19 protein-coding genes are annotated in these 23716 nt (G+C 41.2%); 6 read left to right on the top strand and 13 right to left on the bottom strand.

Annotated features, from left to right (window positions below):
- Positions 1-169 precede the first annotated feature (169 nt).
- The 4 genes from N7U62_RS06300 to lhgD all read left to right on the top strand — a co-directional run bounded on the left by N7U62_RS06300 (position 170) and on the right by lhgD (position 5567).
- The gene (locus N7U62_RS06300; RefSeq protein ID WP_264137052.1) at positions 170-460 is read left to right on the top strand and encodes a hypothetical protein; all 291 of its coding nucleotides are present in this window, start codon (positions 170-172) and stop codon (positions 458-460) included.
- 171 nt (positions 461-631) lie between these two features.
- Positions 632-1636, top strand: a complete 1005-nt coding sequence (locus tag N7U62_RS06295; RefSeq protein ID WP_264137051.1) for a hypothetical protein — start codon at positions 632-634, stop codon at positions 1634-1636.
- 58 nt (positions 1637-1694) lie between these two features.
- A complete protein-coding gene (locus N7U62_RS06290; protein WP_264137050.1) occupies positions 1695-4289 on the top strand; it encodes a CHAT domain-containing protein in 2595 nt (864 codons plus the stop codon).
- A gap of 81 nt (positions 4290-4370) precedes the next feature.
- Positions 4371-5567 carry an L-2-hydroxyglutarate dehydrogenase gene (lhgD, locus tag N7U62_RS06285; RefSeq protein ID WP_264137049.1) on the top strand — a complete coding sequence of 399 codons (1197 nt, stop codon included), beginning with the start codon at positions 4371-4373 and terminating at the stop codon, positions 5565-5567.
- Between the two features lie 5 nt (positions 5568-5572).
- Here lhgD and N7U62_RS06280 read toward each other — a convergent pair whose 3' ends face one another.
- Positions 5573-7507, bottom strand: a complete 1935-nt coding sequence (locus tag N7U62_RS06280) for a tetratricopeptide repeat-containing sensor histidine kinase (protein WP_264137048.1) — start codon at positions 7505-7507, stop codon at positions 5573-5575.
- A gap of 189 nt (positions 7508-7696) precedes the next feature.
- Between N7U62_RS06280 and N7U62_RS06275 the strand changes: the two genes are divergently transcribed.
- Complete coding sequence (locus N7U62_RS06275) at positions 7697-9112, top strand: aminotransferase class V-fold PLP-dependent enzyme (RefSeq protein WP_264137047.1); 1416 nt, start codon at positions 7697-7699, stop codon at positions 9110-9112.
- Between the two features lie 165 nt (positions 9113-9277).
- On the top strand, positions 9278-10954 hold the full coding sequence (locus N7U62_RS06270) for an OprO/OprP family phosphate-selective porin (RefSeq protein ID WP_264137046.1): 1677 nt from the start codon (positions 9278-9280) through the stop codon (positions 10952-10954).
- 11 nt (positions 10955-10965) lie between these two features.
- Here the strand turns inward: N7U62_RS06270 and N7U62_RS06265 are convergent, their stop codons facing one another.
- The 12 genes from N7U62_RS06265 to N7U62_RS06205 all read right to left on the bottom strand — a co-directional run bounded on the left by N7U62_RS06265 (position 10966) and on the right by N7U62_RS06205 (position 23705).
- Complete coding sequence (locus N7U62_RS06265; RefSeq protein ID WP_264137045.1) at positions 10966-11670, bottom strand: sulfite exporter TauE/SafE family protein; 705 nt, start codon at positions 11668-11670, stop codon at positions 10966-10968.
- Positions 11670-12098, bottom strand: coding sequence for a FixH family protein (locus N7U62_RS06260; RefSeq protein ID WP_264137044.1), 429 nt, complete (start codon positions 12096-12098; stop codon positions 11670-11672). Before N7U62_RS06260 ends, N7U62_RS06265 begins: the two co-directional genes overlap by 1 nt.
- Positions 12099-12161: 63 nt before the next feature.
- Positions 12162-13577, bottom strand: a complete 1416-nt coding sequence (gene ccoG / locus N7U62_RS06255; RefSeq protein ID WP_264137043.1) for a cytochrome c oxidase accessory protein CcoG — start codon at positions 13575-13577, stop codon at positions 12162-12164.
- A 4-nt stretch (positions 13578-13581) separates the two neighbouring features.
- A complete protein-coding gene (locus tag N7U62_RS06250; protein WP_264137042.1) occupies positions 13582-14502 on the bottom strand; it encodes a cbb3-type cytochrome c oxidase N-terminal domain-containing protein in 921 nt (306 codons plus the stop codon).
- Positions 14503-14686: 184 nt separating this feature from the next.
- On the bottom strand, positions 14687-16804 hold the full coding sequence (gene ccoN / locus N7U62_RS06240) for a cytochrome-c oxidase, cbb3-type subunit I (RefSeq protein ID WP_264137040.1): 2118 nt from the start codon (positions 16802-16804) through the stop codon (positions 14687-14689).
- A gap of 178 nt (positions 16805-16982) precedes the next feature.
- Positions 16983-17162 (bottom strand): PLD nuclease N-terminal domain-containing protein, encoded by a 180-nt coding sequence (locus tag N7U62_RS06235; RefSeq protein ID WP_264137039.1) that lies wholly within the window; start codon positions 17160-17162, stop codon positions 16983-16985.
- 18 nt (positions 17163-17180) lie between these two features.
- Positions 17181-18011 (bottom strand): universal stress protein, encoded by an 831-nt coding sequence (locus N7U62_RS06230; RefSeq protein ID WP_264137038.1) that lies wholly within the window; start codon positions 18009-18011, stop codon positions 17181-17183.
- 34 nt (positions 18012-18045) lie between these two features.
- A complete protein-coding gene (locus N7U62_RS06225; RefSeq protein ID WP_264137037.1) occupies positions 18046-18909 on the bottom strand; it encodes a universal stress protein in 864 nt (287 codons plus the stop codon).
- Between the two features lie 119 nt (positions 18910-19028).
- Positions 19029-20387: an oxygen-independent coproporphyrinogen III oxidase gene (gene hemN / locus N7U62_RS06220; RefSeq protein WP_264137036.1), complete on the bottom strand. Its 1359-nt coding sequence runs from the start codon at positions 20385-20387 to the stop codon at positions 19029-19031.
- Positions 20388-20512: 125 nt separating this feature from the next.
- Positions 20513-20668, bottom strand: coding sequence for a cbb3-type cytochrome oxidase assembly protein CcoS (gene ccoS, locus N7U62_RS06215; protein ID WP_264137035.1), 156 nt, complete (start codon positions 20666-20668; stop codon positions 20513-20515).
- Positions 20665-23040, bottom strand: coding sequence for a heavy metal translocating P-type ATPase (locus N7U62_RS06210; RefSeq protein WP_264137034.1), 2376 nt, complete (start codon positions 23038-23040; stop codon positions 20665-20667). The genes ccoS and N7U62_RS06210 overlap by 4 nt, the downstream gene beginning before the upstream one ends.
- 38 nt (positions 23041-23078) lie before the next feature.
- Complete coding sequence (locus N7U62_RS06205; protein WP_264137033.1) at positions 23079-23705, bottom strand: universal stress protein; 627 nt, start codon at positions 23703-23705, stop codon at positions 23079-23081.
- Positions 23706-23716 lie beyond the last annotated feature (11 nt).

Here is a 23716-nt window from a genome sequence, read left to right as displayed (position 1 = left end):
AAGAGCTCTACCAAATTCTTTTGCTTTAGGAGAATTTACTAAGCCTAAGAGAATCTCTTAAATATAGTATTATTCTAATTAATATTTGCACTATAATAATGAGGTTGTTTGCGTTTTTCTTATTTTTACATTGAAAATAATTCAACCAATAAGATCATTTTCAACAGCTATGTTTAAGAATATTCTATCCATTTCACTGATTCTGCTATCAGTGAGTTTTTCCAGCCTAGGATATGGAATGGGCGGAAAAAACAAAAAAGAAGAGAAGGCGACCCAAGAAAATAAGCAGGAGGTATATCAGGTTCGTCAGCATGTAATGGTGACGCTCAAAAGCGGTCAGGAAGTAGAAGCGGTCGTTTATGGCCATATAAGCAAAAATAAATATTGGGTGCGACAGATAGGTAGCAGCCGTCAGGGCAAGGTCAAAGTGAAATATATGAGACCCGTATCTGAAAAATAATTTTAGTCAGGATTTGAATGGAATTTGTGTAAAGCACCTTGCGTAAGCGAGGTGCTTTTTTGTTTATACAATAATTAGCTTGATACTTTAGGCAATAATTGGGTATACTCCGCGTAGAACTTTTTAATTTGCCTATTGAATAACTGAGTATCAATTATTAATCAAGCTAATTTGAGACGAGGAATATCACTTGTATTCTTGGGATGCTTGTTCTTAGCATCCAATACATCTAGATCGCAAGGCTGCAGTGATGCAGGGTTTTGCACGATGGGAGCCATGAGGCCCGATCAAAACTACAGTAAACGTGTAGACTTCAAATTGAGGGCAGTAGAGATCAATGCCTACAGAGGAAGTACAACGTTAACACCCATTATCTATGTCCTAACCGCGGACATGACATTTTCGATTACCGATAAGCTTTTTGTACAGGCTAAACTCCCTTATCAAATGGTTTCGGGCAGTTTAGGTGAAACAGGAGGGACAGGAGATATTTCACTGGCTCTAACCAGAAGTCTAATTGATACCAAAAGAGGTAGTTTAAGTGCTACTCTGGGTACAAAGATCCCGACAAATAAATCGAACCTGACTAAACAAACGAATGAGTTTGGGAACAAAGGGGTGGATTACCCGATGTATTATCAAACGAGCTTAGGTTCCTATGACTTTATAGCCGGGCTAGCCTGGGTAAATGAAAAGTGGTTGTTTGCCACAGGTATTCAAATCGCTCTGACGGAAAATGAAAACGATTTCAGATGGGGGCAATGGAATGGGTATCCCGATAATGAGGTAGATTTTGACGGAGATGGCAATCCAGTGAGAGACGAATACATCGATAAATATGATCTAGCTAATAATTTGCATAGAGGGACTGATATCATGCTTAGAGTGGAGAGAAATTTTAGATTCACGAATTTCAATTTCAACGTGGGACTTCTTCCTATTTATAGAATTACAAAAGATGAACGATATGACTTTTCTCCTGGCGTTGAGAAAAGAATCAAGGAAGAAGGTACAACGGGTCTGGCCCTCTCGGCTTTGATAGGAGCAGGATATCAATTCAATGTGAACAATGGCCTGAAATTGATTTTGGGACGCAAACTAGTAGATAGAGACGTCAATCCTGATGGACTTACCAGACATTTTGTTAGCAGCCTGAGTTATGTATATAGATTTTAAGAAAATTAGTTTTTTTGTTCTGCTTGCAGGATCCTTTTTAGGATTGAAAGGCCAGAACATGGCCGAAGCTGATTCACTATTTACTCATTCTCAATTTGATGAGGCATTCAAACTATTTGAATCTAATGCCGAAAGTTTTTATGGGAATGGCGATCAAGAGAACTACATCTATTGTCATCTACGGATGGCCGCTTGTGAAATAGGTAAAGGTGAAATAGATGCAGGAGTATTCAGGGCCGAACAGAGTTTGGAGCATATCAGGGAGTATCTGGAGGACACTACCAGCATCATTGCTCAAGCTCATATGGTTGTGGGAAGTGGATATTTGCATGTGGGTAGAAATGATCTGGCACTCGAAAACTTATTGTTGGCAGAACCTTATCTGGAAGAAAAAACATTGAACAAAGCGGAATGTTTGGAAGAAATAGGAGTGGCCTATTGGAATAATGGTAATCGAGACTTGGCCTTGCAGTTTCATGAGCGAGCCTTAGATATCCGAAGAAAAATAGATCAGATTCCGGCTAGTCTGATTGGAGACTCTAACAACAATATTGGTTTGGTGTATCTGAATGAGGAACCCCTTCAAAGTATTATATATTTCAATCGAGCCGTAGATTTGTATCAAGATAATCCTGAACAAAATCGTAGGAAAATAGCCCTGTGCTATGTCAACATTGCATACGCTAATGCAGAATTGGCCAATTACATGGAGGCGTTGGAGTATCTGGATCGAATGGATTCGATATGGGCAGATATCTATGACGGACCACATGGTAACAAGGCATTTGTCTTGAATAACAGAGGCAGAATCTATAAAATGAAGGGCGATTTTAATCAGGCGCTCGTCTACCAACAGGAGGCATTGAAGATGTATCTGAATATCCATGGTGAAAAACATCCTGATGTTGCGAATACTTTTTTGCTGATTGGCCAGATTTATCAACAAAAGGGGGATTACGAAAGAGCGGCTATCAACTATCAGCGGTCTGTATATTCCAATCTTTATGACCAGAGTTTTGCCGATTTGTATTCTAATCCAGAGATTAAGAATTTTTACAATGCCGATATATTATTGACTTCTCTGCAATCCAAGGCCAAGGCAATGGAGGCACTACATTTTGAGAAGTCGTTGAAAAAACGAGATATTGACGGTGCGCTTACCTCATATTTGCTTTGTGATGAGCTCATTTCTATCATTCGCCAAACGAGGATCAACGAGGCGGACAAATTGCGACTGGCGGGTATAGCGGCAGAGGTTTATGAAAATGGGATTTACATCGCTCAGTACCTAAGTGAGCATAGTTTTAAGAAAAAGGAGTACCTAAAGATTGCTTTTGAATTTGCTGAACGTAGCAAAGCGGCACTTCTGTTACAAGCGATTAACGATACCAATGCCAAGCATTTTGCTGGTATTCCTGATTCGGAGTTGGCGCTTGAAGACAGTTTGAAGGTAGAGATTGATTTGCTAGATCAGATGCTGATGCAGGATATCAGCGATGAGGAGAGAGAAAGGATCAAGGGGCAAGTTTTCGAATATCAAAGAGCTTTGAGAGATTTCGTGTCTGGACTAGAAGAAAAATACCCTTCCTATTATCAATTGAAATATGACACGAAATTGGCCAGTGTCTGGGATGTTCAGGCCTCACTGACTGATGAAGAGTGGTTGTTGTCATACTTCGTAGGCGAAAAGAAGATATTCGTCTTTTCCATCACATCAGACAAGTATCAATTGTTCGATGTGGACAAACCTGAAAAGTTCAATAGTCAGGTCATAGGAATGAGGAATACGATCAAATATCGGATGGAAGAGGAGAACCGATCCATTTCAAAACAACTGTATCAACTATTGATTCCCAAAATGGAAAAGGGTAAAAGCTCTCTGACCATTTTACCAGATGGATTGCTTTCAACCGTGACTTTTGAGAGTTTGATAGATGAAGAAGGTAGTTATCTGATTGAGCGTATTGCCATTAACTATGATTATTCGGCTACCTTGTATTTACAGAAACCTCTAGAGCAATTGCATGGAGATATGTCTGCACTTTTGGTCGCTCCAGTAGAGTTTGACGCCAATTCAGGAATGAGTGATTTACCCTCTACCGAAAAGGAAGTGAATGAAATAAGATATTTGCTCAGTGGGAATGGTTTGACTGTTGATGTGAGTTTACATGAGCAAGCCAGCGAAAGCAATGTGGTTCATAAGCTGGAAGAAGGATATAGATACTTGCATTTAGCGACTCATGGCATGGTAGATGAAGATCACCCGGGTCAATCTAGTATTTATCTAAATGCAGATCAGTCTGGAGATGGGAGACTTTATTGCAGCGAAATATATAGCACCAAGATCAATTCCAATTTAGTTTCACTATCGGCCTGCGAAACAGGTTTGGGTAAAATATCCCAGGGGGAAGGAGTGATAGGTTTAAGCCGTGCTCTGAAGTATTCGGGAGCTCAAAACCTGTTGGTATCACTTTGGCAGGTGAATGATCAATCTACCTCTGAGTTGATGATATCATTTTATAAAAACCACCTCTATCACTCTGATAAGGAGGGTTATAGAGACGATCTGAGAAAGGCGAAATTGGAAATGATTAGGTCAGAAAAATATTCGGATCCTTATTATTGGGCACCATTTATATTAATAGGCAGATAGATTGCCTTATTTCTGCTTTGATTTAGTTCATACATTGATCAATTTCGAGCCACAATTCATTATCACTTTGATCATTTGCAAATGAAAGATGTCATCGTCATCGGGGGTGGGATAGTAGGTCTGGCGAGTGCCTGGCAAATCCACCAAAAATCGCCTAATACTTCGATCACCATTATTGAAAAAGAATCCGGTCCGGCCAAACACCAGACGGGTAACAATAGTGGCGTTATTCATTCTGGATTGTATTACAAACCCGGTAGTTTGAAGGCTGTAAATTGTATAAATGGCTATCATCTTTTGTTAGATTTTTGTAATCAGGAAGGAATCAACTATGACCTATGCGGAAAGATCGTAGTAGCCACAGATGAAGCTGAGGTGCCCTATTTGACTACTCTACACGAACGTGGGGTTGCTAATGGGCTAGAAGGGATGAAATGGTTGAATGCCGATGAATTAAAGGAGTATGAGCCTCATGTGAATGGAGTCAAAGGAATTCATGTGCCGCAAACGGGGATTATAGACTATACAGCAGTCTGTAAAAAACTGGAGGAAAAGCTTTTGTCCGCTGGAGCGGAAATCTTCTATGAGCATAAGGTGGTTAAAATCCATAGCTCGGAGAGTGAGCAAACCGTAGTGACTAACAAAGGAGATTTTCAGTCTAAGATGGTAGTGAATTGTGCCGGTTTGTATTCTGACAAAGTTGCTAAGATGACACCTTTGAAGCCTGATTTGAAGATTGTGCCATTTAGGGGTGAATATTATCAACTCAAGGAAGAAAGCCAGCATCTGGTTAAGAATTTGATCTACCCAGTGCCTGACCCTAATTTCCCCTTTTTAGGTGTGCACTTTACGCGAATGATCAATGGTGGGGTCGAAGCTGGTCCTAATGCTGTATTGGCCTTTCAGAGAGAGGGGTATAAAAAATCAGACATCAATTTGGCTGAACTATTAGAGACTTTGGCATGGCCAGGATTTCAAAAGGTGGCAGCCAAATATTGGAAAACAGGATTTGGGGAGATGTATCGCTCTTTTTCTAAATCTGCTTTTACAACTGCCCTGCAGAAGCTTATACCGGAGATTAAGGAGTCAGATCTTGAAACCGGTGGAGCAGGAGTGAGGGCTCAGGCTTGTGACCGAAATGGTGGTTTACTAGATGATTTTCAGATTCTGGAGGATGATCATTTCATCAATGTATGCAATGCACCCTCTCCAGCAGCCACTTCTTCATTGGCCATAGGGGATGAGATATCTAAAAGGTATTTGGCCAGGAAAGGATAGGGGAGTTATCGGGTTTTTAGAAACTCTACAATGAAAGTTGAACCTTCTCCATAGGTGCTTTCTACCCATATTTTACCGTCCATCTGTTCGGTGTATTGCTTGACTATGGATAGTCCTAAACCAGTGCTCTCTTCATTACCTGTAGGTTTGGCACTGAGGGTTTGAAACTTGGTAAAGATTTTCCTTTTATCCTCTTCTGTAAGACCAGGTCCCTGATCTTTTATTCTGATTTGGACTCTGTTCTCTGCTACCAAATTGACGAGTTCGATATTGATTACAGTATTCTTTTGAGAGAACTTAATCGCGTTTGAGATCAGGTTCTCTAAGATTTGATAGATATGGATTTGGTCTCCAAGTATAAATACTCCATCCTTTACTAATTTGGAATGTATGCTAATTTCCTTGGCTTTCGCTGAAGATTGGTAGTTAGATATCACTTGTTCCGTTACATAGTTCAAGTTGATACGATCGGATTTGTAGTGCCTAGTTTCATCCTCGAGTGCTTCAACATTCAGAATTTTTGTAATCATATTGAGCAATCGGTCAGATTCATTGACGATATGGTCAAGCATCTGATTATCTGCTTCGTCAAACTGATGCGCACTCTGATGCACTTGTGTCAAACCTTTGATGTTATTGATAGGCGCACGTAGATCGTGAGATAGAATGCGGATTAGATTGTTCTTTTCATGATTGAGGTCTATCAGACTGTTATTGTGCTTGAAGGCATCTTCTTTCTGTTTCTCAATCTGATTGGTCATTTTTTTGCGATCAGAGGCAGCCTTGATGGAAACGATCGCAATACCAATAAATAACACCAGTCCGATAATGGTCAACCAAATGATGACTTTCTGACGCTGAATAATGATTTGATTCAATTCAGTCTGTTGTTTGAGGTATCGCGTTTCGGCTTCTTTCTTTTCAGCGGTATAGCTGGCGTGCAGAGACTCTATTTTCCTGGTGTTTTCTTCACTGAATATAGAGTCCTTTTTTTCTGTATGAAGGTGCAAGTAATGAAGCGCCTTTGAAAGATCATTGGCTTGCTCATAAATATTTGATTTTAGCAGCAGTAAGTCACTTTCTACTTTTTTGATGTTATTCGCGCTGCAGATTTCGAAACTGAGTTCGTTAAACTCCAGTGACTTGGCAATTTGATTTTTCTTAAGATAAGCCCTGGAATAAATCATGTACATATAAGCCAGCGTAGTGCTATGGCCTAATTTTCGCACATCAGCCATAGTGGCATCCAGTGTTTCTATGGCCTTGTCCATTTGATCGCTGAGTACATATAGATTGGCCAGGTCCACTTTACTAATGACCACTCCTTCAAGGTTGTTTTGTTCTTCTCTTAGAGCTATGGCTTTTTCTATATGGATTTCACCCTCTTCATATTTTTTCAGACCAGTATAGGATCTTCCCAGATTGATATGACAATAGGCTTTCAAGTCCAGGTCTTCTAGTTTGTTAGCATTGATCAGGGCTCTTTCGAAGTAGTCTATGGCCCCATCAAAGTTGGTTTGGAAGACATAGATGTTGCCAATATTGATTAAAGTATAACTGAGCTGTACCAAATTGCGGCTTTGCTCTGCATGTTTGAGTGCTTCGAAGAAGTTCTCTAGAGCACCTAAGAAATTACTGTGGTTTCGTTTGGCAACTCCAATGAAATTGAGGCTTTTACTAATGCCTAATTCATAGTCCATAGATTGGGCCAAATGATAGGCACGTTGAGCGTAAATCAGTGATGAATCAATACGGATGTTTCGGTAATTCCAACTTATCTCGTTGTAAATATCAACCAAATCCTTACCCTGAGCTTCATCCATTAGGCTCTGAAGGCTGTCTATTTTTTGAATAGGGCCTTGATTATCTGCTATGGAAGGGAATGAGAGGCAAAGGGCTAGAAGTAACCCAAGAATAAGGCAAGGTAAGTTGTGTTTCATTTAATCTAGAATCTCCCGATTATCACTGCTGCTCAATCGACAAAAATACCGAAGGGGCATCATATATTAATGATTTGACTCATGTTTTAATAAAAAAATATCAGGTGGGATTCATAGCAAGAAAATGAACCTTTTAGTGGTTCTTTCAGCCTGCTTTGCCAAATTTGCGACACAACAACATTAATGCAAATGAATTTCGACGAAATTAGGGAGAGGACCGTTGGATGGGACCAATCATTCGATACGCGTTTTGGAAAGCATCAAATGATATATGCCGATTGGGTGGCAGGAGGGCGTCTTTATGACCCAATAGAAAAGATTATGCGGGAACAGGTGGGACCCTGGCTGGCCAATACACATTCCTATTCTAATAAAACGGGCAGTACAATGACTGCTGCCTACAACAAGGCGCGCGAGATTATCAAGACCCATGTCAATGCCTCAGCATCCGATTTGCTTATAACTACCGGAAGTGGCATGACAGGTGCTTTGAATCGACTGATTCAAATCCTGAAATTAGATGAGAAGGCCGAGCAACCCGTAGTATTGATTTCTCATATGGAACATCACTCGCATCAGGTAGCATGGATAGATGCCGGTGCAGAAGTAGTACTAGTCAAGCCGAACAAAGACTATTTGATAGATTTAGATCAATGGGAGCAGCAACTGGCTAAATACCAAAATAGAAAAACCCTGATTGGTGCCTTTACCTCTGGCTCCAACGTCACAGGTATCATCAATCCTGTTAACGACCTGGCCAAACTAATCCATAAATATGGAGGAAAGTGTATGGTTGATTATGCAGCTACAGCGCCATATGTGGCAATCGATATGCATCCTGAAGAAGGTGCAGATTTGGATGCGATCTATTTCTCTCCACACAAATTTTTAGGGGGCCCTGGGTCTTGTGGAGTTTTAGTGTTGAATGAAGACTTATATGATGGTCGGTCAACGATTCCGGGTGGTGGCAACGTCACCTGGACCAAACCAGAAGGTGGATATGGGATCAATCAAAATCCGGAAACCAAAGAGGATGGTGGTACTCCTTCTTTCCTTCAAACCATAAGGGCATCCCTGGCCATACGGTTGAAGGAGCAAATGGGTGTAGCTAATATTGAAAAAAGAGAAAAGCAACTCCTTGAAAAGGCAATTAATGGTTTACAAGCCATTTCTGGAGTAGAGATTGTAGGCGAACTGAAATCGGATCGAATAGGAGTGGTTTCATTTAATCTAAAAGGGATCCATTACAATGCCGTAGTACGTATGCTTAATGATAGATTTGGTATACAGGTACGCGGGGGCTGGGCGTGTGCCAGTACTTATGTGCACTACCTGTTTGGACTGGATTCTGAGAAGTCAGATCAGCTGACAAAGGAAATAGACCAGAAGAATTTGACGCACAAACCTGGTTTTGTTCGGTTGTCGTTGCATCCATCCATGAGCGATGAAGAGCTTGAAAAAGTATTGGATGGAGTGGCTTACATCGATCAACATAAAATTGAATTGATTGAAGATTATATATACAATCCCGTTACCAATGATTTTGAACTCAAGAATGCAAATGCTGTGGATGAAGAACAAATTGAGGCCATGTTCAAACTTTAGACGGTAAATGAGGCCTCAGACATAAACAAAGTCAGAGCATAACTGTCTAAAAATGAATTGAATCACAGATTAATCTTTTTTAGTTTTTGGAGTTATTGTTGACATGAGGATTATTCCCTAATATTAGAAAAAGGAACAGAACTTCATTCCTTACCAACTTGAGATATGAAAACCTTAACTCCAAAATGTTGTCCTGGCTTGAGTATTCAGGCTTTAAGGCTATTCACGATTTGTGCATTTATTTTTATTAATCTGGTTGCAAATGCCCAGAATGTGACGGGCCATTCGCTAATTATTAGAAATGCCAATGTAATTACCAACAGTTCGGATACATCGCAATATTATGTCAATTTGTTGATCATAGATGATGTTCTTGAGTTGATATCCACTGAGGAGTTGTCCAAATCTGAGGATATTGAGGTTTGGGATGCTAATGGAGGCTACCTCTTAGGTAATCTTGTGATTAATGCCGCACCCAGGTTCATTATTCTTAACGAAGACCCAAGGAAGAATTTTGATATTTGGTTGAATATTGAGCCTTATACGGTGTTTGCAATGAATAATGGTGAGATCCATGTCAATCGATTGGAGGAGTCTACTCATCTTGAAAGCACGCAAAAAGATCCATACAGTAGGGTCAAGTGGTTTGCTTATACGCCACCGCCTTTTGCTCTTCCTATCAACTACAGCATGGGTAGCAAATGGAATCATTGGAACAAGGAAAATTTCAAAGGTTTGATTTTTGGTGCTTTGGCTATGGATCGGCTGTATTGGCTGTCTCAAAATGAAGCCAATGAAAGACAGGTGGGGAATCTGAAGTCGAATGCAGGAGGAGAAATCAGAGGTTTGCGTTTTGGGGTGATTGGTAGTGTCAAAGTAATGAAAAGGCCGTGGAGTTATACCTTTTTTATGGCCACCAATGCTTTCGAAAAAGGGTTTGAGGAAAATGACTTGAATAACTTAACGGTTTACGATTATCGGCTGGATATACCTATTAAAAATGTGACATTAAGTATTGGGAAGCAGAAAGAGCCTATTTCGTTCGAAAGGGTACCTTCCTCACTTTTCAATTCTATGCAGGAGCGCGTTTCTGATGCTTTTCAGCCTGGTAGAAATATTGGGATTCAAGCAAGCGGTAATTTGTTGAAGTCACGTGTTTCATGGGCTGGTGGGGTTTTTAATCCATGGGTAGAGAGAAAAGGCAGTTTTACTGAAAATGAAACCATATACGTGGGAAGGTTGACCGCTGTACCCTGGGCTTCTGAGACGGGTACCAATTTACTACACATTGGAGTTTCCAATCGATACTCTGACGGCCAGGTAGGGACCCAGTACCAGATTACTCCTGAATTCAATAAATCCATTAATTTCATGCAAACAGGGTTTATTGATACGGATCAAATGAATCTCAGCAGCTTTGAATTAGGCTATTTGAGTGGCCCTTATTGGTTTTACTCTGAATACACGCTCAACCAGATCAAAGCAGTGGGTGAGAGCTGGCAGAACCTGAGTTCGTTTCAAATGATGGCAACCTGGGTGATTAGTGGCGAACATCGAAAGTATCGTTTTCGAAATGGTACATTAAGTCCTATACCTATTGCCATAGGAGTGAATCAGGGTGGACGAGGAGCCTGGGAGCTGGCGGTTAGATACTCGAATTATAACCTCAATGCCAATACCATCAGAGCAGGATTAATGAATGTATACTCCGCAGGACTCAATTGGTGGCCAACTTCATACGCATGTGTGAGTTTTAATTACCGCCTCATTCAATTGGATCACCCGAATGAAAGAGGTATTACCTCTGGACTCAATACAAGAATATTGTTGCTGCTTAATTAACAGAGGTTTAATTATTCACAAACTGTAATTCCCGCATCTAATGGATACAAGAACCCAATGACTGGACTTAGATAGGGTATGCTTAATTCTAGACCTCTGATTATCAAAATAGATCCCAAAAGAAATACGAATACAGAGGAGAAGCGATGAACATTTGTGTTTAGACGTTTTCCCAGGAATTGGCCTGTCAAAGAGACTACCAACATGGCAGGAATAGTACCTAATCCAAAAATGATCATGTAGAGAGAGGCCTTGCCAATTTCTCCAATAGCCAGGGCGCCTACCAGCGAGGCATAGACTAGCCCGCATGGGAGAAAGCCATTCGCTAATCCTACCAAATAGGTGCTGAATAATCCAGGTTTTTTGATGACAGACGAAAATAGTGATCTGAAACTATTGCTAATTGTACTGAGTTGACGATTCAGAAAGGCAGTGTTGATTCTTTGGAACAAAAGAATGGAAAATAGAATCATCAATATCCCTAAGCCAATGGATAGCAGTTGCTGATAATTGGCCAGGATCAGACCTTGTCCCAGCAAGCCGAAAACCAGGCCCAAAAGTGCATAGGTAGATAATCTACCTAGGTTGTAAAGGAGTCTGGATATTACGAACCTGTTCAGGTTGTTTTGACTCTTCAGTGTGAGCGCGATTGGTCCACACATGACTACACAGTGCATGCTACCCAAAAAACCCAATATGAGTGCGCTCCAATACATCAGAGAATGATCGTGCTTTCGTTGAAATAGCTTTTGTTGCTATCCTTCCAGCTCAGTTTTGCTTTCCATAATCCACTCAAAAACTGATCTTGAGAGAATGTTTGTTGTCCGTTGCTGTCTAGCTCTATCGAGAACTTTTGGTCAAAATCTCCATGAGAAGGCCTGAAAAAATGGATTTCCCCTTCTACCAGCGCTACATTGTCCGGGAAGCTCAGAATCACTTTTCCGTCGATCTTATTCAGCTCTGGCTTGATCTCCAGTTGCTGAAAATTGTTCATTTTGTCAATCTGGTCCTGATAGGCCAGCTCTTCTTCGTAGTAGTCTGGTGCCACAAGGAAAAAATCTTGCCTGACACAGATTGTTACCAATGTAGCCACGAATAGGGCAAACAGGATGAATACGATTGTTATTTTATGTCCCCAGTTCATGAGCTGATGTGAGATTTGAAATTCAAAATTTGATATTGAAAAGTCATTTTCTTACTACTACTTTTACTTTTTCAGTTTTACCGGTCCCAGGAAGTTGACTTTGAAATTTGAAACCAGTTTTTCTCCGGCAAATATTCCTAGTTCAATTTTGGTTTTGGTGCCAGGCAAGTCCTCCTTCGGTATTTTAATAAAAAAGGTGCCTGAATACTTTTCGTTAGACTGCAGTTCGATCCTGTCTCCACCTACCTGTTCGATCGTGGCATTTTCATAATCCAGTATTTTGACATGCAGCGTCATCGGATCAAATGTCTTGTTGACGAACTGAATGTTGTATAGGTTGCTAATGATGTCGTTATCTAGCTTTTCGTACAGTGTACCGGGTACTTTCAGAGCAGTGACATCCACATCTGAACGAGAGATCAACATGAAAGACAAAAAGCCCATCAGCGCTACCAAGATTACGGAATAACCCGCCACTCTAGGTGTAAACAGTTTAGACTTTCCAGTCTCAATTGCCGTGTGTGAGCTGTATCTTATCAGCCCTTCTTCACGCCCCACTTTATTCATTACATCGTCGCAGGCATCCATACAAGCTGTGCAATTGACGCATTCGAGTTGCGTACCCTGTCGGATGTCAATTCCGGTCGGGCAGGCATGCACACAAAGTTTGCAGTCAATACAGTCGCCTGCGTCCTCATTGGTTTCTCCTTTCTTGATTTTCTCTCTGGGCTCGCCTCTCACCCAATCGTACATTACTGCTATAGAATCTTTGACCAGCAGTACGGATTGAAGACGTCCGTAGGGGCATACCGCCACACATGCTTGTTCACGGAAGTAGGCAAAAACGCCATAAAATATTCCAGTGAATACTACCAATCCTGCAAATCCCTCAATATTATGAGAAGGAGGCTGGCTTACGGTTTCGATCACTTGATCGATCCCTATCAGGTAGGCCATGACTGTATGAGAAATAAGAATAGAGATCAATAGAAAAATCAATTGCTTGCTTCCTTTTTTGATGATCTTTTCTAGATTCCATGGGGCCTGGTTCAGCTTTCGCTGTTTGTTTGCATCTCCTTCGATCCAATATTCGATCTTTCGGAATACCATCTCCATAAATAGTGTTTGAGGGCAAGCCCATCCGCACCAGATCCGTCCAAAGGCAACCGTAAACAGGATGATGAAAACAAAGAAGGTAACAAGCAGTATGGCCAGCAGAAAAAAGTCCTGCGGCCAAAATGCTTGTCCAAACACGATGAATTTTCGTTCGAATACATTGAGTAGGAGCAGAGGTTGACCTCCTATGGTTATAAAAGGACCACTAAAAAGTAAAGACAAAAGGATCACCGTTACCAGTATCCGGTAATTGTGATAGGTGCCTTTGGGTTTTTTAGGGTAAATCCAGACACGCTTACCACTTTCGTCTACAGTGGCAATCGTGTCTCTATACTCCTCCTCAAATTCGTAGTGGTTTTCCATGCTTCTATTCAGCTAATGCTGTGCTATCGCTTTCTACGCTTTCGGATTCTTCAGTGTTTTTTGTTTCAGCTTCATACACTTCTCCTTGTGGAGCCTTTGGATTGGCAGGGTTAGTGCCTCTCAGTGTATAGATGTAGGAGTTAACGGCATTGATATTGGAAGGAGAAAGTACCTCTTTCCAGGCGATCATGCCCTTTTCTACCACACCATTCGAGATTGTATTGTAGGTGTCTTGAATACTACCGCCGTGCAGCCAATATTTGTCTGCCAGGTTAGGACCTATTCCTCCTTCACCATTTTCTTTGTGACAAGCTACACAGTTTCGTACATAGATTGTCTTTCCTTTGGCTAGAAGCTCAGGGTCATCGTTGAAAACAATGTTAGATTCGTCGATGGACTCTTCTTCACCAGCTGATGAAGCTTTGGCTTCTTCGGCTTCCTTCATAGCGATTTCATATTCTTCTGCTGATAAAGGGCTGGATTCAAGCACGTGGTAATCGATCATGTAATACACGGCAAAAACGATACTGAGATAGAACAACCATTTCCACCAGGGTGGGAGGTGGTTATCCAATTCTTTGATACCATCATAGTCGTGATCCAACTCGATACTTTCTTCCTCTTCTAGTGGAACAGCATTGGTCAGATTTCTGTCCAGCTTTTGCCACCAGCTTGGCTCAGCCTCGGGGATTATGCCTTTGGCTTCCAACTCTTTGTCGAGTAGTGTCTGAATGAGTTTCAGAAGGAAAATAGCTACAACCAAGACTAATATTACGATCAGTAGTATCAGTCCGAGGGCTATTAGCGTAACGTCATCCGAGGATATGCTCATGCCAGTATCTTGTGCCTGAGAGGGCAAAGTGCCCGTGATCAGCAGCACAAAGGCCAGCAAGGATTTTATATATATAGAATTAAATATTTTCATCTTACTTGTAGTTCAAAGTTCGTCAATAGGTAAGTTTTTCATTTCGTCTATGTATTTGCGATCTGCTTTCACAACCCACCAAATGAGGCCAATGAAAAAGACGAAGAAAATGCTAAGGGAAATTATCGGCCAAATTTCCACATTGTGTATCTGTTCGAAATAATATTTAAACATGGCTCTTCCTTTATTCTTTTACACTAATATCTGTTCCTAAACGCTGCAAGTAAGCAATCAATGCTATGATTTCTTCCTCACCGGTCATTTCTATACCATCGGCCTTCAAGTTGGCCACTATGGTCTGCGCTTGCTTTTGCAATTCGTCATTGGCAATGCTTTCAAAGCCTTCTTCGTATGGGACTCCCAGTGTCCTCATAGCTGAAATCTTGTCTGCTGTGGACTCAGTATCTATCGCTTGCTCAAATAACCAGGGATAAGCAGGCATAATAGATCCAGCTGATACTGCATCTGGCTGTAACAAGTGATTGAAATGCCAGGTGTCTGATTTCTTCAGTTTTCCTACTCCTTCGCGAGCCAAGTCTGGACCTGTTCTTTTAGACCCCCATAGGAATGGGTGGTCATATACAAATTCTCCAGCCTTAGAGTATTCCCCATAGCGCTCAGTTTCCGAGCGGAAAGGTCTTACCATCTGTGAGTGACAGTTGTTACAGCCTTCTCGGATGTATATGTCTCTACCTTGCAGCTCCAGCGGCGTATAGGGTTTCACAGAAGCAATAGTAGGTATATTGGATTCGATCAGGAATGTTGGCACCATTTCGATGACACCTCCGATCAGAATGGCTACCAATGTCAGTGCAGTAAAGAAAACAGGTTTTCTTTCCCAAACTGAGTGCCAGTGGCCGCCTACGATTTTTTTCTTTTCTAGTGCAGGTGCTTCTGCCGCTTCATTAGCGATGAATGATCCTGATTTTGCAGTTTTGATCAGGTTGTAGATCATGATGAATACACCAATCAAATACATACTACCACCTACAGCTCTGAACATGTAGAGTGGTACGATTTCGATTACTGTTTCCAGGAAGTTTTTGTATACCAAAAAGCCTTCAGCATCGAATTGTTTCCACATCAAACTCTGAACCACACCAGCTACATACATAGGCAGTGCATAGAAGATGATACCTAGTGTACCGATCCAGAAGTGAACATTGGCTAGTTTGGTTGAGAACAATTTGGTGTCCCACATTTTTGGGAATAACCAGTAGAAGATACCAAAGATTAAGAATCCATTCCATCCCAGACCACCTACGTGAACGTGTGCTACGATCCAGTCGGTATAGTGCGCTATGGCGTTTACATTCTTAAGTGACAATAGTGGTCCTTCTAGTGTAGCCATACCGTATGCGGTTACAGCCACTACCATAAATTTCAATACGGGCTCCTCACGAACTCTGTCCCACGCACCACGAAGGGTTAACAACCCATTGAGCATACCACCCCATGATGGAGCGATCAGCATGATAGAGAATACAGTACCGAGAGATTGTGCCCAGTCAGGCAATGAAGTGTAAAGCAAGTGGTGTGGACCTGCCCATATATAAATGAAAATCAGTGACCAGAAGTGAATGATCGATAGTCGATAGGAGTATACGGGTCTGTTCGCTGCTTTTGGCAGGAAGTAATACATCAATCCCAAAAATGGAGTAGTGAGGAAGAATGCAACCGCATTGTGGCCGTACCACCACTGAACCAATGCATCCTGAACACCAGCATACCAGGAATAGCTTTTCATAGCACTAACTGGTAACTCTATGGAGTTGACGATATGTAAGACTGCTACAGTTACGAATGTGGCAATGAAGAACCAGACCGCCACATACATGTGACGCTCACGTCTTTTGAGTATCGTACCGATCATATTGATACCGAATACCACCCAAACGAGCGCGATGGCAATATCAATTGGCCATTCTAGCTCAGCATATTCCTTACTGGTGGTATAACCCAAAGGCAAGGAAATGGCTGCAGATAAGATGATCAATTGCCAACCCCAGAAGTGAATCCAGGACAGCGTATCGCTAAACAAGCGGGCTTTCAATAGACGCTGCAAAGCATAGTAGGTGCCGGCAAACATGGCATTCCCCACAAAAGCAAAAATCACCGCATTGGTATGAAGGGGGCGAACCCTACCAAAGGTGGTGTATTGCAGGTCAAAGTTGAAAACTGGATAAAATAATTGAATAGCGGCTGTCAATCCCGCTAGCATGGCAACAACACCAAAGATTATCGACGCAATGGTGAAGTACTTTACGATCTTATTGTCGTAACTAAATTTTTCAAGTTCCATATGTTAGAAATGAGTTTTAGAATGGTTGCTAAAGTAGCATAGGTGAATGTTGATTAGAATGATAAACTCGTAGGGGGGAGGTGATATTTATCATGTCCCAGAATTTGTATTGAATATAAAAAAAATGAGGCTCAATTAAAAGCTTCATTTAGAATGGAATGTGTTAAGCAATTATTAATTATTCTGAATCTTTTTGAATTTCAAAGAAGAAATAAACCAATGGCCCAATTATGGGCAACAGAATTACTATGGCGAACCAAAGCAATTTTCTGTTTTTGCGCATAGCACTTTTGGCTACTGATATAAGGGACCAAATAACCAAAGCTGCTGCTATTACGGTAATTGTGGTCTCAGTCATGATTTTTGGGGTTATGGCTTATTCATGTACAGATAACAATGGGATATCCACTTCCATAGCAATTTGCTTTGTGAGACTAGGTCTGAATATGCGATCCAATAATTTGTGATGTTTTGGATGCATATAGAGCATGTCTAATTGCAATTCGTCTACTAACTCCAGAATTTTCTTTCCGGATTTATCCATATGTTCTTTTACATTCACAAAGTTGTTGTTGATATCGCCGAAAAACTCGGCAAGTTTCACTTTGTTGTCATCGTAGATGTAGCGTTTTTCGCTCTCTGCGCCTATGAACATGATGTTGATTTCAGCTTCAAATAGTTTGGCAAACTCCCTCACCAGTTCAAGCTTGTCCAATTGGACCTCTTCTTCCAGGTTAAGTGCCAACCCAATTTTTCTCACCTCTAGGTGATTCACCTTTTCTGGAATGACAAGTACAGGAACTTTAGATATACTGATAAAGTCAACTGTGTGACCTCCCAAAATTTTCTCAAGGATGTCATGATTCTCTTTCGTGCCACTTACGACTAGTCCCACATCGCCCTGCTCGATGCAACTATAGATCGCATTCTGAACTGAGCTATTGAATTTTTTAGTTTCAAACTCAATTTCATTCAAGCCCTCTCTTTCGTATAAGTCTCTGTAGTTTTCATCAATTTGATGAGAATATTCTGATAGAATAGGTTGAACTACAGAGTCTGCTCCTACGGTCTGTGCATGCAAGTGAGGCATATGAATGGAGGTTACTAACTCTATTGGGCAATGGAGTTTTTTAGCCAACTCCTTTGCCACTCTCATAGCGTTGATAGCACATTGAGAGAAATCCATGGGGACTAGTATTTTTTTCATTTTGTCGGTGTTTGGTTTTAATCAATTTCTGTTTCTATGCGTGTTTGGGTACATGTTTTTGACTCATGGTCCAAACGGGGATATTGCTGTGGTTAACAATATCTTCTGCCACACTACCTACAAAGAGGTGTAATAGTCCCTTGTAACTGTGTGTGGCCAGTGCGATCATATCAGCTTTGATGTCTTGAGCAAAATTCAAAACAGCTTCATCTGTTTGAAATCCTTTAGTAGTATGGATTTGATAGTTGTTTAATTTATATTCCTCAGCCAGTCTTTCCATCGCTTCAATGGCCATCCCATCGGATATGGCAGAATGAGGAGTTTCTACATATACCAGATGTATTTTGGCATTGAAAAGCTGCTGAAATTCTTTGAATTTTTCTACAACATGACCTGCGGTGATGTCGAGATCGGTAGGAAATACAATGTTTCTGATTGCATTTACTTCCTGATCAGTGTGAACGGTGATCACCGGGCATTTAGCTGTTCTCACCACTTTCTCGGCATTAGACCCTACTAATATTTCTTTCAGCCCAGTAGCTCCCTTGGTTCCCATTACGATCAGATCTGGCTCGACCTCATCTATGTGACTGGTAATACCATCATAGACATTGCCCATCATCACTTTATAATGAAGATTATGGTTGCTGTATTCAGCTTTGTTGATCATATTTTCAAGATCTTTTTTTGCTTTCTTGATCAATTCAAGAGTAAAAAGTTTGTCCATATCATCATAAGGAGCAATCTCTCCTGTAACATTAAATGTAGTAGCCAATGGGTACTCTATGATATGCAACAATGTCACCTCACTGTCGGTTACATTGTTCAGCTCCAGTGCAAATTTCAATGCGGAATCCGCAAAGTGACTGAAATCGTAAGGGACGACTATCTTTTTCATTTTTTTAGGTTTTGTATTGAACAATTGATGTGTTGTCTATCTGATTCTTAATAAAGGTCTTCAATCCATAAGAGAATCAAAAAGATTCCACTCATGAATTGCTATGATTCTGATCATATTTATATCGTAGAGCTAAAAAGCGGTTTGTCAGAGTGCTGTTTCCAGTAGTGGCTGTCGAATGCCATGCTGATGTTTCTGACAAATGGTTTGCCTGCTTCCAGTACCTGAACGTGATCTTTTTGGACCTTAATCAAGTTGTCTTTTTCGAATTCAGACAGTTTGGGCAGTGCATCTATGAAAGTGCTTTTTAATAGACCTTCTGATTGATGTGTTTCGAACTGACACATGATTTGTGCTATGTGTGTTCGGATAGCCTTTTCTTCTTCGGTGAGAAAGTGCCCTCTGTAAAGCGGAAACTGGCCCTGTACTACCAGTGCCTTGTATTCTTCTACTTTCTTTACATTTTGAGCATAGCTATCTCCGGTATCTCCAATAGACGAAGCACCTAAGCCGATCACCAATGTGCTGCTCTCTGTGGTGTAACCCATGAAGTTGCGATGCAGTGTACCTTTCTGGCTAGCGATATACAGTTCGTCACTAGGCAGCGAAAAATGATCCATTCCGATCTCCTGATATTCCAATTTGGACAAGATGGCTTTGCCAAGTTCGTAAAGGGCTCTCTTTTCTTCATTGCTGGGGAGGTCTGCTTCGGTGAAGCTACGCTGACCAGGTTTGACCCAGGGTACGTGTGCATAGCTGTAGTAGGCGATACGATCTGGTTTGAGTAGCGATACTTTTTCAAAGGTATCTCTGATGGTTTCTTTGGTTTGCAGTGGTAGGCCGTAGATCAGGTCAAAGTTGATAGAGGTATAGCCTATGGTTCTGGCCTGATTGACCACTTTTTCTACAGTTTCGAAAGTTTGTACCCGGTTTACGATTTTCTGCACCTTTAGGTCGAAATCCTGAATACCCAGACTCAGCCTTCTAAATCCCAGATCATATAAGGTTTGCAAATGTGCCTCACTGGTACTATTGGGGTGTGCCTCAAAACTGAAAGCTGCCTCTTCTTTGATGATGGCTTTTTGTGTAATTCCATCTATGAGTTTTTTTAGATTTTCTGGACTAAAAAAAGTCGGAGTACCGCCCCCGAGATGGATTTCGGCGATCATCGGCTTTTCATCAAAAGTCTCCAGGTAGAGCTGCCATTCGGCTAATAGCGTATCGATGTAGGGCAGCTCTACCTTGTGGTTGATAGTGATCCGTGTGTTACAACCGCAGTAGGTACATAGGCTTTCGCAATAGGGTAGGTGGAGATATAAACTAATGCCTTCCGATTGATTGGTGGTTTTAAAACAAGCTTTGAGTTTTTCTTTCCACAGTTCGATGTCCAAAGGGTCGGCCGTCCATTCGGGAACCGTAGGGTAGCTGGTGTACCTGGGTCCAGGTACGTTGTATTTTCTAATGAGTGATTCGTTCATGCTACAAATCAATAGCATGATAACAAAAATCCGTCAGGACTCCATCAGTCCAAACAATGATCTAAATCAGTCAGTGGGGCTGAGAAGAATGAAGTTAAAAGTGCTGTGTAACCCATATCAACTTTTCACTTTCCACTCTTTTTTTTCTCATCCATGAGCATGCGGATGGCAGGGGAGTCTGTGTCCTCGTACTGACCTGATTTAACAGACCAGACAAATAGCCATAGGAATACTAATGCAACGATCAGGCTAATTAATATGAGTAAGATGATGATTTTCATGATAGATTTCGTGCGCTCCAGCGTACCGCTAAGGTAACAAATAATACGACAGAGATACTACTGATCGGCATCAGTAGAGCGGCAAATACAGGGGTGACCCAGCCCATAACAGCAAAGGCTAAGCCGACAGCATTGTACAAAAAGGAAATGATAAATGCTGTGATGATAATGGTTTTGGATCTGAAGATGATGTCAAAGTACTCTGGCAGTTTAGATAGTTTGGTGCCTAGTAAGATCGCGTCGCTGGCAGGGGTAAAACTAGATAGGTTGTCCGAGATGGAGATGCCCACGCTGCTGGCTTTGAGCGCGCCTGCGTCGTTTAGGCCATCGCCTATCATGATGCTTGGTGTGTTTGCTTCGATCGAACGGATTTCCTCAAGTTTGTCCATGGGGGATTGATGGAAGTGCATTTTCGTTTCAGCTGGAAATATTTTCAACAGTCTACTTCTCTCTGCATCATTGTCGCCAGATAGGAGGGTGAAGGCAAAGCGTTTTTTTAGCTTGCCAATCGCTTGATCTAGTCCCTTACGGTAGCCACTCCTGATGAGGAAATGTCCTTTATAGCTGCCATTGATCTGAAGATGAACAGCTGATCCGTTCAATTTGCCTTCTGATTCTTTTCCTACAAATTTTCCCGAACCTAGTTTTATATTGATGCTCGCATTGGTTCCTGTTAAGCCCTTGCCTTTCAGTTCTTTAAAATTGGCTATATCAACTAATTCTCCAGAATTCAAATGATCGTATACTGCTTGACTCATTGGGTGAGTAGATTGATGGCAAAGGGAAGCTAAGGCTAGCTTTTCTTTTTCATCTAGTGCTATACCATGATATTCTACCGCATGATTTTTACTTTGGGTGATGGTACCGGTTTTATCAAATACGAGATGCTGGGTAGACCAGATTTTTTCTAGTATATCCGTGTTCTTGATGTAAAATTTTTTGCTCGAAAGTACATTGAGTAATGCCCCGAGGGTAAAGGGGGAGGCCAATGCCAGCGCACAGGGGCAAGCTATTATTAGAACAGACGAGAAGACGTTCCAGGCCTTATCTGCATCTATGTAAAACCAAACTGAGGCAGCTACGATGGCTATGGCCAAAATAGTAGGAGTAAAGTAGGTACTGACCTTATTGATCAGCTGCTGCTGACTTTCAATTCTTGGTTTTGAGAAGACTTCATTGTTCCAGAGCTGAGTCAGGTAGCTATTGGATACGGCTTGGATGATGTTGAGCGTGACGGCTGTTCCCTTGACCCGTCCACCAGCAAAAACTTTTTCGCCTTCCTTTACTTCCACCGCTTTCGATTCACCAGTGACAAAGCTATAGTCAATAGATGCTACGGGGGAGTTCAAGATCGCATCGCAAGGTACGATTTCTTCATTTCTGATTTCAATCTTGTCTCCAGCTTCTAGTTCTTCAACAAGCGTGCTCTTTTTTACTCCATTCTTGATTTGATAGACAGCTAGAGGGAAGTAGGATTTATAGTTTCGTTCGAAGGATAGTTCTCGGTAAGTTTTGTCCTGAAACCATCGTCCGATGAGTAACAGAAATACCAAGGCAGACATGGAGTCGAAATACCCAGCCCCCGTTTGTGTCAATACCTCTATGCTGCTGCGAATGAACAGTGCCAATATACCTATGGCGATAGGAAAGTCAATATTGAGTAGTTTCTTTCTAAGTCCTTTGTAGGCGGAGATGAAAAACTCCTGCGCACAATAGAACAACACTGGTAAGGATAATATCAGATTGAGATATCCAAAGTACTCTACAAATTCGGATTCCAGCGAAATTCCCAGATACTCAGGGAAGGAAAATAGCATGGTATTGCCAAAGACAAAACCGGCTATTCCCAGTTTGATTATTCTTTCTCTGTTCCAGCTTTTGTCCTTTGATTGCTGTGTGTCTAGTGTGATCTCAGGTTCATAGCCGAGTTGGCAGAGTAGTTCAACTATGGATTTGAGTTGTGTTTCTGCAGGACGATAGTCTAATGATAATTTTTTAGCGCTAAACTGAATTCTGGATTGGATGATGCCCGAATCGAAGCGTTGTAGGTTTTCCAACAACCAAATGCAGGAGCTGCAATGGATGGAAGGAATATCCAGGGTGATTTTATGAAATTCGGGAGATTCAAAATCTAGGAGTTTACTAACAATTTCTTCATTTTCCAGAAAGTTGTATTTGTTGGCGTAGAAATTCTGAAGCGTATTGCCTGGAGTAGACTGGAAGTCGTAATACTCGCAGAGATCGTTTTCCTGTAGCAGTTCATAGACTGTTTTGCAGCCTAAACAGCAAAAGGATTTTTCTTCACTGATATGCTGAGAATCTTCACAATCCTCCCCACAGTGGTAACACTTTACCTCTTCGAGTAATTCCATTAATTGATATTACTTTTCTATTCAGATAAAATTAACGATTATGCAAACACAGGTTGAAAATGTTCGATGATTTCTTTTGGTGACTGCATTTCTGAATGTATAAATAGTAGATTGTTATGGGCACGTTCTATTTTACGTGTTTGATGTTCAGGGTTATCTATGAACTTGGTATTAGTGCAAAAGATGCTTCTTTTTTCTAAACAACCCATTGTTTCGGCCTCTTCAGAATTGTATGCCTCGTTTACCAAAGCTATGGTTGTTGAATTGTCTTTTACGATCTTAAGCAAGTTGTCATAGCTATGAGGCATTCTTTCAGGTTTGGTGCCATATAATACCAGACTAGGTTTATATTCTTTTGAAAGATTTTTGATGCTATTATTGATGAAGCCCAGTTCTAACCTGAAGCTATATTCATAGGCCTTTGAAAAGTCAATTTCTTGTTGCAGTACTTCAAATTTTTGTCTGCATCTTGATTCAACTTGTGCTTTGAGTTCTCGCGGGTCCAGATTTTGAGAACCTTGGTTGTCTTTTATCAGTCTATAGGCATGTACGATGGTTACTTTAGCCTTTAGATCGGCTGACCATTTGATGGCCAAACGCACAGCAGTTTTCGAAGCTTCCGAAAAATCCGTGGGCACCAATATGTTAAGCAAGTTCGGTTTCATGAGTCTAGTAT

The sequence above is a fragment of the Reichenbachiella ulvae genome (assembly GCF_025833875.1).
Classification (GTDB): domain Bacteria; phylum Bacteroidota; class Bacteroidia; order Cytophagales; family Cyclobacteriaceae; genus Reichenbachiella; species Reichenbachiella ulvae.
Note: the sequence above shows the minus strand (reverse complement) of the source record. Positions and strands in the feature narration are given on the sequence as shown.